The 11755-nt window shown below is 34.6% G+C and carries 11 protein-coding genes and 2 pseudogenes; 6 read left to right on the top strand and 7 right to left on the bottom strand.

Translation table 11 applies throughout. The features are described from left to right. The first annotated feature begins 154 nt into the window (after positions 1–154). Complete coding sequence (locus B2107_RS15250) at positions 155–1411, top strand: M12 family metallopeptidase (RefSeq protein ID WP_293956533.1); 1257 nt, start codon at positions 155–157, stop codon at positions 1409–1411. Between the two features lie 34 nt (positions 1412–1445). Here the strand turns inward: B2107_RS15250 and B2107_RS15245 are convergent, their stop codons facing one another. Continuing rightward, the gene (locus B2107_RS15245; protein ID WP_209578909.1) at positions 1446–1901 is read right to left on the bottom strand and encodes a hypothetical protein; all 456 of its coding nucleotides are present in this window, start codon (positions 1899–1901) and stop codon (positions 1446–1448) included. 299 nt (positions 1902–2200) lie between these two features. Between B2107_RS15245 and B2107_RS15240 the strand changes: the two are divergent. The 3 genes and pseudogenes from B2107_RS15240 to B2107_RS15230 all read left to right on the top strand — a co-directional run bounded on the left by B2107_RS15240 (position 2201) and on the right by B2107_RS15230 (position 5596). Beyond that, positions 2201–3360: pseudogene (locus tag B2107_RS15240) on the top strand (IS3 family transposase). A 357-nt stretch (positions 3361–3717) separates the two neighbouring features. Continuing rightward, a complete protein-coding gene (locus tag B2107_RS15235; RefSeq protein WP_293956531.1) occupies positions 3718–4878 on the top strand; it encodes a sensor histidine kinase in 1161 nt (386 codons plus the stop codon). 13 nt (positions 4879–4891) lie between these two features. Next, complete coding sequence (locus B2107_RS15230; protein ID WP_293939640.1) at positions 4892–5596, top strand: LytR/AlgR family response regulator transcription factor; 705 nt, start codon at positions 4892–4894, stop codon at positions 5594–5596. 7 nt (positions 5597–5603) lie between these two features. Here B2107_RS15230 and B2107_RS15225 read toward each other — a convergent pair whose 3' ends face one another. Genes B2107_RS15225 through B2107_RS15215 form a run of 3 tightly spaced genes read right to left on the bottom strand, consistent with a single transcriptional unit; the run spans position 5604 to position 9239 of the window. Next, on the bottom strand, positions 5604–8687 hold the full coding sequence (locus tag B2107_RS15225) for a lantibiotic dehydratase (RefSeq protein WP_293956530.1): 3084 nt from the start codon (positions 8685–8687) through the stop codon (positions 5604–5606). Continuing rightward, complete coding sequence (locus tag B2107_RS15220; protein ID WP_293956529.1) at positions 8680–9063, bottom strand: hypothetical protein; 384 nt, start codon at positions 9061–9063, stop codon at positions 8680–8682. The genes B2107_RS15225 and B2107_RS15220 overlap by 8 nt, the downstream gene beginning before the upstream one ends. A 26-nt stretch (positions 9064–9089) precedes the next feature. Further along, positions 9090–9239, bottom strand: coding sequence for a hypothetical protein (locus B2107_RS15215; protein ID WP_293939635.1), 150 nt, complete (start codon positions 9237–9239; stop codon positions 9090–9092). Between the two features lie 461 nt (positions 9240–9700). Here B2107_RS15215 and B2107_RS21935 point away from each other — a divergent pair. Next, positions 9701–9958: pseudogene (locus B2107_RS21935) on the top strand (transposase); the annotation flags it as partial. Positions 9959–10285: 327 nt separating this feature from the next. Here B2107_RS21935 and B2107_RS15210 read toward each other — a convergent pair. The 3 genes from B2107_RS15210 to B2107_RS15200 are packed head-to-tail and all read right to left on the bottom strand — an operon-like array spanning position 10286 to position 11619. Continuing rightward, positions 10286–10840, bottom strand: a complete 555-nt coding sequence (locus tag B2107_RS15210; protein WP_293956528.1) for an acyltransferase family protein — start codon at positions 10838–10840, stop codon at positions 10286–10288. 26 nt (positions 10841–10866) lie between these two features. Continuing rightward, entirely contained in the window at positions 10867–11403 is a 537-nt protein-coding gene (locus B2107_RS15205) for an acyltransferase family protein (protein WP_293956526.1), read from the bottom strand. Positions 11404–11409: 6 nt separating this feature from the next. Continuing rightward, on the bottom strand, positions 11410–11619 hold the full coding sequence (locus tag B2107_RS15200; protein ID WP_293956524.1) for a hypothetical protein: 210 nt from the start codon (positions 11617–11619) through the stop codon (positions 11410–11412). A gap of 36 nt (positions 11620–11655) precedes the next feature. On the opposite strand from B2107_RS15200, the gene tnpA reads away from it, so the two are divergent. Beyond that, on the top strand, positions 11656–11755 hold a 100-nt coding region (gene tnpA, locus B2107_RS21930), incomplete at its 3' end, for an IS66 family insertion sequence element accessory protein TnpA (RefSeq protein ID WP_414711851.1).

The raw sequence follows: 11755 nt of genomic DNA, 5'->3' as shown, positions 1-11755 counted from the left end.
TTATATGGGTCAAAATTAAGTTGGTCGAGAAAATTTTGTGAATCGTAAATGTTTCAATATTATTATTCTGTAAAAGTATTTTGATAATCGCTTATCAATTTGGAACTTCTAAGAAGTTTTCGATGAAATTCTGGGTGAAATATCTAGGTATTAAATGTCTGATTATTTTTTAACCTTAATAAACACTATTATGATTAGGAAAACACTTAATTTGAAAACTCTATCATTATTGATGATAGCTTTACTTTTGTCTTGCAGTAAGGATAAGATAGCTGACCAACCAAAACATATTCAAGAAATAGCGAAGCAGACTAAAGGTGAATTTATTACCCTAGAGTCTGGGGCAACGGTTGAAAAACGTGGTGAGAATTATTTTATCGAAGGTGACATCTTACTGACACCTAGTCAATTTGAATTGATAAAAACGAATAATTCTTTTGAAGCGGTTGCCAAAGAAGATTTGGATCAACCTTATCAAAACGCTTCACCGGCATCTTCGGGTAGATTATTTAGAACAAATCCCAATACCAAAAGTGTTGGTGTTCACCCAAATGAAAATAGAATGTGGGCTATGGTAAGATATACTGTAAATTCCAATGTCAGCGCTGGAGCAAGGTTAGCCATTAGTGCCGCTATTCAACACATTGAATCAACAACAAATATAAGGTTTTACAATGCAACAGGTCAGCCGACTTATGATTCTCAATGGGGATTTTATTATCCCTACATCGAATTCTTTCATGGTACTTCTACTAATCCTAGTGCTTGGAATGCAGAAGGAAATTGGTCAACTGTTGGGAGATGGGATGCCGTTAAGAATCCAGCGACACAGGGTCGGGGAGATGCTGGTCAATGGTTAAGCCTTCAGCAGGATGAATCAATGGGGCCTTTTTTGCCATCTTTTTCAGTTCCTATGGGTGTTGTGGCGCACGAAATTATGCATGCCATTGGTTTATACCACGAGCATACTAGACCTGATCGCGACAATACCATTACTGTCCATCCTGATAGATGTAGGCTAACTGGTGATGATTATAAAACGAATTTTGATAAGCGGACAGGGAATTATTTTATGTTTGGAAGTAGTGTTGATCTAAATTCAATTATGATGTATGGTATGACCGATTTCGCTAAAGATGCTAATTTTCCTGTGATTACATTAAATGCAGGGGGGACTTATCCTGTTAATAGAACTGCACTATCAGATTTGGATAGGGCGTATGCTAACTATTTCTATTTACCATATATAGCCAGATCAGACGTTTATAGAGAATTGGCTCCAACTGTTTATAAATCTGATAATACTGTAATGACTGCTCAAGAACGATCGAGTTTGCAAGCATATTTGAATAATGGTAATCCTAATCCTCCAAATTGTTGTAGGTTAACAAATAATCACACAAATTTATAATAAAAGAAACCCGTATTTTACTTACGGGTTTCTCTTATCTTTTGTATTTGATACTTACCACAGGATCACTTTTTCCATTCCTAATAATCATTTCGGAGTTATTCAGAATTTCACAATTCAAGGAAACATAAGAGTTTTCCTGTCCTTTTTCATTTGGTATTTTTAAAAATAGTGAATCCTTCTTTTTAATAAATCCTTTGTATATTGATGGTGGAGTATTTATCTCAATATTTGCATTTATGCCATTATATTCATAAGCTCCAAACATAGTATCGGCATCCACTTTATAATCAGTATAAAGGCGAAGAACATTACCATTTGGAAGTTCTTTCCAATCTTCATTTCCCTTTTTTATAGCAGTTTCTTTCCAGGCATATTGGTTACTATACATGGGAGGATCTATAATAGGAGGCTCGATTTCATTTTCTTTACAAGATTCGTTAAAAATAAAAAATGCTGATAAAAGAAGTAATTTGAATGAATTTCTCATTTTTTTCTCGTTTGATTAGTAATTATTTAAACGATTATTGTCTAAATAATGCTACACCAAGGCATTCTCTGTGTTTGGTAAATCTTTGATCGAGTAAAAAACTACTTTGATATAGTTCAACTCTGAGTTCGTCGAGAATATTTTCGATTGTTTTTAATAAAATATATACTTACTGCGATAACTGAACCTTTAAAAATCAAAATGAAACCAAATAGAATTGACCTCTTCCCAAAAAACTGGAGTATTTAAAAGTAGGGAATTTGGACTTGAATTACTAATTTTAAAAGGGAGGAAAAACGATGAAAAAATCAAAGTTTACCGAAGCACAGATCGCCTTTGCGATCAAACAGTCCGAGACAGGTACCCGTGTGGAAAAAGTCTGCAGAAAAATGGGTATCAGGGAAGCTACCTTCTACAACTGGAATAAGAAATACGGTGGCTGGGGGTATTGGAGCTGCGTAAGCTCCGGCAATTGGAAGAAGAAAATGCACAGCTGAAAAAGCTCGTGGCCGATCTTAGGACAAACGGATGCTCCAGGGTGTATTAAAAAAAAGTTTTAAAGCCTTCGCAGCGTAGAAGCATGGTTACCGGATTTATTTCTGATTATCGAATTTCCCTACGCAGAGCGTGCGAGATATCTCTGCCGAGCACCTCAATTTGGTATTATAAACACCATAGATCAGATGACAGTCCATTACGCCTTCGCATAAAAAGCATTGCTGAATCACGTGTCCGTTACGGAATAGAGTGAATCGTCGTTCTTTTGAAACGTGAAGGCCGGCGGGATAATACAAAACGGATTTATCGAATTTATAAGGAACAAGGCTTAGATCTACTGGTGAAAAGGCCCAGACGTTGCCGTGCCGCTGCTCATCGATCCGAGAGACCGGTTTTTTCCAATTTACATGACTGCTGGAGTATGGACTTTGTCGCTGATGCGCTGTTCGATGGCAGGAAAATCCGCTGCTTAACTATAGTGGATAACTATAGCCGTAAATGCATGGCTATTGAGGTTGGATAGAGGTTTAAAGGAAATGACGTTTTTTCTGTTTTGGAAGAGCTCCGACTATTCCAACAGGCAATACCCAGAAAAATCCAAGGGGATAACGGATCGGAATTGCGGAGCAATCATGAACACCAAATAAAAACAAACACAGGTGAATAATTTATTTCCAAGGAGGTCGATAGATGGGCATATGAGCATCAGGTGAAATTGGTTTTCTCCAGACCGGGAAAACCAACAGATAATCCGTATATTGAGTCATTCATTGGAAGTTTTCGGGACGAGTGCCTAAATGCGCATTGGTTCCTGTCATTGGAAGATGCGAAGGAAAAAATTGAAATCTGGATGGAAGAGTACAACACCTTCAGACTCCACAGCTTTTTAGGGGATTTGACTCCTGAAATGTTTATAAAAAAAAAGAAAACAGCAGAATTTTCTACTTTAGAAGACGCCTAAATATCGGGAGAGGTCATTGATCAGTGAGGCATAGTACTGACTAAAATTTATAACCAATCAAAATATGTTTATTAAACCTTAGTGTTAAATATTCTCGTCGAACAGCAATTTGACCTTGACAAACTTTTGAAATACCACAATATTTTAAAATGTAATGATTTGATATCTCTAAGCTTACCAAAAAAGCTGAATATTTTTTTTTAATTCCTTTATTTAGAGGCTGTTATTTTTTACGAAAATTATTCTTGTGTCATGTTATGTATCGATTATCTTTCTTTAAGATCTTTCTTTATTATATTTAGTAAATTTTTGACTACATATTGAATAAAAAGATATTAGTAAGTAAACCAATATTACATGAGAAGTGAAGTTATTTGGGGGAAATGGTATACGCCTTTCGTAAGGGTGATCGTGCATATAATTTTTTGGATGTTAGTCTTTTTTACGTATTATTTTACTTATAGAAGGCTAGGAGGGAACTATATCTGGATTTTAGTAGCAAAAGAACTTTTTGTCACTACATCCTTGTTCTATTCCGGTATTTGGCTTATTTCAAAATGGATAGAAAAAAGAAAAGTACTTCACCTCATAATATTTATAATCCTATCATATATCTGGTGGTTAAATATTACTTATTTTGCATGTGACTTTCTTACTGACTTTAAATTAAAGGAAGGTAGTGGCATTTATAAGTATGTGAAATTTTTTACCAGTGATGGATATTTCGGTATTTATCGACTTAAAAAATTTCCTGGTGCATTTCCTGATTATTTAACCCTTGTATCCCTACCATTAACACCAAAATTGGTTAAGCATCTTATTGTTCAAGGCAACAAGATGCTCTTATTAGAAAAGAACCAGGCAGAACTCGAACTTGAAAAAGCAAATTTAGAATTAAAGACTACTAATCTTGAATTAGATAAAGCAAATCTGGAACGAGATAACCTTAAGATGGAACTTGAAATTCTTAAATCTCAGATCTCTCCCCATTTTTTATTTAATACGTTAAATAGCATATATAGGCTGGCTGAAAAAGGAGAACCCAGTACTCCTAATACCATAATGAAACTGTCTAATATGTTACGGTATTTGCTTTATCAGACCAATGATGATAAAATATTCATCGCAAAAGAAATTCAGTTTTTAAATGATTATCTGGACCTTATCCAGATCAGATTTGGTAATGACATAAATCTGAATTTTAATATAGAAAAGATAAAGGAACCTTATCGAATAGTCCCATTAATGCTATTGCCTTTTATCGAAAATGCGATCAAACATGGACCAGAAAGAAGCAGAGCAGATGCATGGGTTGATGTTTCATTAACAATTGATTCAGGTGTATTGAAATTTGTAGTTGCTAATGGAGTAAATAAAAGCAGTACTGAACCACCAAAAGGTGGCATTGGATTGAAAAATGTTAATAGGAGACTGGAACTTCGATATAAGGATAGATATAAATTAGACATATCTGATAATCTGAATAGTTACACTGTCGTACTTGAAATTGAATTGTAATAAATCTTGAAAAATGATTAAATGTATTGTAATTGATGATGAACAACTGGCACAGGAAATACTCGTGTCTCATTTAGAGAAAATTCCCGATATAGAAATTGTGGGAGTATTTAATAATGCATTTGATGCAATGAAAGTGTTAAGATCAAACGAAATAAATCTGGTATTCTGTGATATTCAAATGCCTGATTTGGATGGTGTTAATTTTCTTAAAAGCCTTAAAAATCCTCCTTTATTTGTATTTGTTACTGGTGATCCATCACATGCTATCGAAGGATATCAATTAAATGTCTTAGATTATATACTTAAGCCATTTGGCGTAGATCGTCTTTTGCAGACTATAGAAAAAGCCCAGGCGTACTTAAACCTGGAGAAGGGAACCAAACCGGAACTGAACTTTCTTATAATTAAAGATAGGTCAAATATTATCATTACACCTTACGATGAAGTATATTCAATCAAGGCAGATAAGGATTACGTATGGGTTGAAACATTGGAAAAAACGTACCATGTGTGGAAAAAACTAATGGAAATGGAAGAATCCTTGGTCAATGCAAAGCAGTTTATCCGAGTGCACAAATCTTACATCATTAATCTAGATTATGCTAAGCAAGTTGAAGGTAATATAATAAAAATGAGAGGCAGTTTGGACGATGTGCCAATTGGTGGTCAATATAAAGCAGAATTGTTTAAACGTTTGGGATTAACGGGAGGTTAATAGCTTTTTAACATTCAGTTCTCTTGAACTCACAATTTAAGATCTTAACAAGGAAATGGTAAATTACCATTTCCTGTTCTCTTTGTTTGGTGAAGAAAATTCTATTCAAAAGCATGTGTGTTAGAGAGCCAATTATTCTTAAGTTCATCATTTGAAAATCTTTATTCTTATTGCATTTCTCTGCGACTAAAGTCATTTGGGCCTTATATTCATTGAGTATCGAGCAATAATTAGTGTTTTCTATTTTCATAAATGAAGAGATTTCATCCTTCTTTTCCCGGAAATTTTTGTCCAGTTTGTACTTTAATTTTGGTACAGTGTCAAATTCCTTAAGAAAACGGTCTCTCCATAAATTAAGCAATGATATTTGTTCAGCAATTGTATAATTGAATGCTGAAAGAAGATTCTTCGTCATTCCTAATGCCAGCTTCCATCTAAGGCTTTCACCTTCACGTTTAATATAGGGTAATAATTTGGTAATCGTTTCACTCTCTAAGTGGAATATAGATTCGCAATTTTCAATGTTTGAGAAACCATAACGTTCAAGTTCCCGTTCATAAGTATCAAGCATGAACTTTGAAATGCGGCGACTTTTAATTAATGGCTCCAAGATATTGTTGATACTTTTCAAGACTATTAAAAATGTACTTTCCAATTCTCCATTTAATTGAAATCGTACGCGGAGATGCGGTTCTGGATCGGTATATCTGATATAAAACCATTTTTGAATTTTATCATGTTGCTTTAGCCCTTGAACTATCCGTTGCAATTTTTCTTGAATGATCCTATCGCTTTCTCTTTCACCACAATAAATTTTGAGATATAGCCATTCGCTTCCCGGAACAAATGTTCGCTTAATATTACTTTCGGACTGAATAGGCAGGGTAGAGGAACCTCTAGTGGAATTTCCAATAATTGGAATAATCACTTCATTGGACAATACTTCGCCGTCAGAATTAACAACTGGGCTACTAAATTCATCATAAATATTTTCAATTAGCCTTAGATCCTTATGATTCAATTCTTTTAAAAAGATCTGTTTCCCGATTTCGTTACCTAGATCAATTAAAACTTCATTGTCTCCATTGGCGATTAAAACTTTTGTAGGAAGCTGGTATTTTTTTATAAAATATTCGATTTTTTCATTAGCATCCCTAAGATTCAAAGTCCTAAATTCTATATTTGGGATATGCCATTCGGCACGGGAAAGCATAAGATGCTTATAGCATATTCTGGGAAAGAAATTTTTTTTTGTATTTGGATGCCAATCCCAAGAAATTTTAATGGAATTTTCTTGTTGTTGAACATCACATAAAAATCTATAAATAGTCATTCCATAATGGAAGTTATGCGCGCTGCTGAGTCTAGGAAGTATACGTTTATTTAGATTTTTTGATCTTAAAATTACCTTTCCGTTTACTGTTTTTAAATATATATCACTTAATGGTATTGTATGATCCTTATCAACGGCAGCTTGACCAATAATAGGAATTTCATATTCGTATAAACTTGGCCTTGCAAGAATGTTTCCGGCATTGGATTTAGGATAAAATACGATCTCTGCCAGAATAGTTTCATTTAATTGGTTTTGTTCTTCTCGTGCAAGCTTTAAAAGTTTGGTCTTTAGTGTCTCATCAAGATATGAAAAACGGGTTAGCAACGGTAAAGACGATGAGCCTCCACAACCTTTTAAATGAAATCTGAAATCCTTAATATCAGATTTTGTTTCTAATAGGTTTCCGAATATATATAAGCCAAGGGGTAACTTGTTTTTTTCTGAATTATTCTTCGTCCCAAATATCTCAAAGTCTTTTTCTTTCAGTTCTATTGAACGTTTACTATAATCTGGCTTTTCAGAATACTTTTCTACAATTGATTCAACAAATTCAGAATAATCGGGGATATTGTTTGTTTGACTGCCAATTAGTCCATTTAGCAGTGGGAGTTCTCTTTCTAAAATTGAGGCTTGAGTACCATATCCAATACCTTGTTCAAAATCTAAAGCCTCCATCAAGGGGATTTCCTGATCTCCATATCGTGAGTAAAATTTCTTTGTGAAAAGTTGTAGATCGTCAGCTTTTTTATTATGATTTAAATGTATTAATTCGAATATCTCGCGTATTATAATTGAAATTTCAATATCATTTAGATTGCCTTCGGTCATTTTTCTCATTGAATCCACTTGGAACAAATTTTTGGGATCTTTGTGAAATAAACTCGAAAAATCTTCCTTGATAATACATTTCGATGAGCTGATTCCCTCTGACTCACTGTTCGCTAAAATTTCCGAAAGTTCAATAATACTATTATAAAAATTTGTTCCCTTAGATATATTAAGGGCTCTATTGAAAAAATGATCTAAGCTATCAACTGTAGTAATAGGATCAGTTTCTGGTATGAGAATTTTATGCTCGATTAGCTCAAATATAAATTTTCTAGCCTGAACTTCTGTTACCCCAAACTGTCCGATAGAATTTATTATTTGTTTGATTGTTTGCCCGTTGCTCGTATTGGCAATTACTGTATTAATTAAAATGTTTGAGTTAATCCTCGACCAGTTAAATTTTCTGTCAGAAAAATGCTCTGTATATTCGATGTATGAGAAGTTGTCGCCATTATTGATGAGCGTTGAATTTGGATAAAAGATTATATTCTCAATCGTAATTTCATCGTTTAATAACTGTTTATTTATTATTTCCTGGCTCGCATAATCCAAGCGGTATTTAGAAAGAAACTTGTTGTTTAAAACAAGTTTGGTATTTACATTTGAAATATTCCCGATTGAAATAGATGAAAACTTTCCAAATGGAGTAGGGCGGTTAGACATTCTACTGATGTATTTATATATTGACGGCAATATATTCCTAGTTTCCTGTGTAAAGGGTTTGTTTAATAATGTTTCTAATTGATTGAAAAGGTCTTGACTGGCTATAGCAATTGCATCAAGCAACTGTGGATCTTTGAAAAATTCAACGATAAAATCCCAAAATTCCAATTCAGTCTTGCAATTATTCACTCTATCGAAAAAGCTAATTGGCAATCTTGGGTTTCTAATTATAAAGAAATCTGCAGGTTTAACAAGCCTATACATTAGTTACCTTAATATTTTTTAAAATTTTGTCTATACATTTATTGAAATCTTCGAAAGAAATCGGCTTCAATAGTTCATATATTTCCCCATTGGGAATTTCTCCATTATAGTGGCTTATTGGTGTAGCAGAAATTATAACAAAAATTGAGGACTCTGGAAATTTTGAATAATTGAAATCATTTTTATCTCCATAAGGTATAACTAAATCAAGGAAAATTATTGTAGGAGAACAAATTCTTAGTAGACTTTGGATTTCTGATCGCTCGATAGCAGTTCCCATAAGGATTAGATCATTCCTACGACTAATATAGTCTTGTAGCATCTCAATCGCTAACGCTTCATCTTCAATAAGTATACATGAAAAACCATTCTCCATCATGTTAAATTTTAATAAATAATCATTTATGAATAGGAAGTTGTCATTGTGACTGTACCAGTTTGTTCAGTCTCGTCAAAGATTCCTTTACCTGTACTATTTGAATAATCCGCACTTCCGATAATTTCCTTTTCGATTTTTAAAAATTGTTCAATTTCTGAATTTGATAGTTCCATAATTTTTATTGTTTAGTGACTAATATTTTTCACTAAAATCTGCCTACTATCCACTCGAAAAAAATATTCTCGTCAAACTCGTGTTTGACCATTATAAACTACCTATTTTACCCTATTTCTTTGTTTTATAGGCTTTAAGGGCATTTTTTCTATGTTTTTCCAGTTTATCGAGTAATTCCATTGTTTTGGATAGGTGAAAATTGAGTTTGACGAGAAAAGTTGGTTCGTGACTCTTTATGTGTTATAATAATTGACAATGAAATGGAAGCGGATTACTTCATCATATAGAATTTAATACCCATGTCCATAAAGATCATAGTGATCGGAAAGAGTTAATCCCCAATGAAGGCGTTCTAGCGCCCTTAATTAAGCATTTACTGGAGTCGAAGATGGATAGCGAGCTGGGAAGTCACCTCAGGAAGATAAAGCGTCTGGACAATCCAACCTCTATACGATTTTAGTATGATGAGCAGGTGCGTAAGACAATCTATACCACTAATCCTATTGAAGGAATGGACCGTCAGATCCGAAAAATAACGAGTTCTAAATGTGCATTCAATGCTGAGAATGCTTTTATGAAGCTGATTTTTCTGATAACAAAACACATCTCTAAGAAGTGGAGAAAGTCAGTGTATAACTGGGGCTTGAACATATCCCAACTTTACATTAAAATTGGGGATAGGCTCAAAAAAGGGAAAAAGGGGAGAGAGGTGCTGTGAACCTTATTTTTGCATAATTCGTGACCTAAAACTAAATATTTTTGTTAAAATTTTCGAACTCTAATTGAATATGCTTCAATAGCTTGGCTCATAGTTTTTTATGGGCATAAAAAAGGAGATACTTTCTATGAAGTGTCTCCTTAAGCGGGGTCACGAGAGCTCAATAGAACCTTTAGTACCTTTATTAAAGTTTATAAAAAGGATAAAAACAGGCAAATAGAATTATATGGGTTATCCTATCTAGTTCTATTTACCTGTTTTTTGTTTAACTAAATTTTGATATAATAAGAAATGTAATTTTGTTTTCTATTATCAATATAGTGATCGTCATTGGTTTTTGTGTGCCATTTTCTTTCTTAACCACTTCCGCAAGGGTTCATCATACCATTTTAAGCTCGCATATGCCAAAATGAGACTACCAAATAGAATGACAATTGCATATGGCCAGGCTTTATTAATAGTAACACCGTTGTTATTACTGATCCATGCAACATAAAAATATACCAGAGGGTAATGTACCATATAAAGCGAATAAGAAATGTCTCCCAAAAACCTACATAGTTTATTTTCAGTTTTGTTGAGTTTACCAGCTCCTGCACCAAGATAAACAATAAGTGGAAATAGCAATATAATGCAAACCGATTCATACAATGCATTCATCCACAGTTTTTCGTCGCCACCAATGCGTGGCATATACAAAATGATTGTAAGCAGGAGTGCACACCATAATAATGCATTCTTAATTTTTACGGGTTGAGCTACCCTAGCCATCAGAAGTCCCGCAAAGAAAGGATACATAGTACGGATAAAACCAATTCTTACGTGTTCGACATTTAGGGTCCAACCTCCGCTGACATCTCCATTGGGACTGGTTATCGCCATGTGGACAAGTGCTACGCCCGATATCGCTACCAAAAAATTGACAAGGATCTCTCTGAGAATTTTCGGACCCAAATAGCGTATAGGAAATTGGCAATATATTCGAAGAAAAGTGACCATCCGACACTATTTAGTGGATGCATTTCCTGCCAACCCCGTATATCAAGAGTTAGGGGAACAGGGAATAGGGTGTATCCGATAAACATCACCAACAATAGTTTCCATAAAGGGACAGTATCTATCAGTGGCCATATCGCTGAATCTGTGAAATAGAAACCGATTGCCCCCAAGGTCATGCCCAGCACAACCATGGGTTGCAGTCTGGCAATCCTACGCTTAAAGAAATTCGCCATGCTCATCTCCTGCCATCTGTTATCGTAGGCGTGACTGATCACGAAGCCGGATAGCAGGAAGAAAAAATCCACCGCCAAATAACCGTGGTTGACCAATATGTCCAGATGCCCTGTCGCCAGCGGTTCTGCAAGATGAAAGGTAACGACTACAATTGCTGCAATTCCTCGAAGGCCGTCCAATACCGGATAGTACGGTTTAGGAGATTCTATCATATTTATTTAATTTGACTTATTCGGATATTCTTCAATCTGCTTTATTTCTTTCCTTTTTTTGATATTTAAATACGCTCTTAAAGGTTCATCGACCCAACGCAGGGCAATGTATGCAAATACGATAAGAAACATCATCCCAGCAATTATAACAGTCGCCATCAATGAAGTCGACGGCTTTTCTTTCTCAACAAAACGTATCCGTCCTACAAAGTACATATTGCCTTAGATCGCATTAGGCTTTAGCTTTGCTGTATGAACAACTTAGAAGAAAAGCGCGAGCGTATGCTGTCTATGATAGCAGAGTGGCATCGGAGCGGAAAAAGTAAGAAAGCTTACTGCGCGGAAAATGGGA

This window comes from Sphingobacterium sp. UBA7855 (genome assembly GCA_002500745.1).
Classification (GTDB): domain Bacteria; phylum Bacteroidota; class Bacteroidia; order Sphingobacteriales; family Sphingobacteriaceae; genus Sphingobacterium.
The sequence above is the reverse complement of the archived record's forward strand: the minus strand, read 5'-3'. Positions and strand labels throughout refer to the sequence as shown.

Excerpts from the sequence above, each read along its gene's own strand:
- B2107_RS15225 (WP_293956530.1), bottom strand. The coding sequence starts at position 8,687 with ATGTATAGGCTTGTTAAACCTGCAGATTTCTTTATAATTAGAAACCCA.
- B2107_RS15205 (WP_293956526.1), bottom strand. The coding sequence starts at position 11,403 with ATGATAGAATCTCCTAAACCGTACTATCCGGTATTGGACGGCCTTCGA.
- B2107_RS15250 (WP_293956533.1), top strand. The coding sequence starts at position 155 with ATGTCTGATTATTTTTTAACCTTAATAAACACTATTATGATTAGGAAA.
- B2107_RS15230 (WP_293939640.1), top strand. The coding sequence starts at position 4,892 with ATGATTAAATGTATTGTAATTGATGATGAACAACTGGCACAGGAAATA.
- B2107_RS15235 (WP_293956531.1), top strand. The coding sequence starts at position 3,718 with ATGAGAAGTGAAGTTATTTGGGGGAAATGGTATACGCCTTTCGTAAGG.
- B2107_RS15215 (WP_293939635.1), bottom strand. The coding sequence starts at position 9,239 with ATGGAACTATCAAATTCAGAAATTGAACAATTTTTAAAAATCGAAAAG.
- B2107_RS15210 (WP_293956528.1), bottom strand. The coding sequence starts at position 10,840 with ATGGCGATAACCAGTCCCAATGGAGATGTCAGCGGAGGTTGGACCCTA.
- B2107_RS15220 (WP_293956529.1), bottom strand. The coding sequence starts at position 9,063 with ATGGAGAATGGTTTTTCATGTATACTTATTGAAGATGAAGCGTTAGCG.
- B2107_RS15245 (WP_209578909.1), bottom strand. The coding sequence starts at position 1,901 with ATGAGAAATTCATTCAAATTACTTCTTTTATCAGCATTTTTTATTTTT.
- B2107_RS15200 (WP_293956524.1), bottom strand. The coding sequence starts at position 11,619 with ATGTACTTTGTAGGACGGATACGTTTTGTTGAGAAAGAAAAGCCGTCG.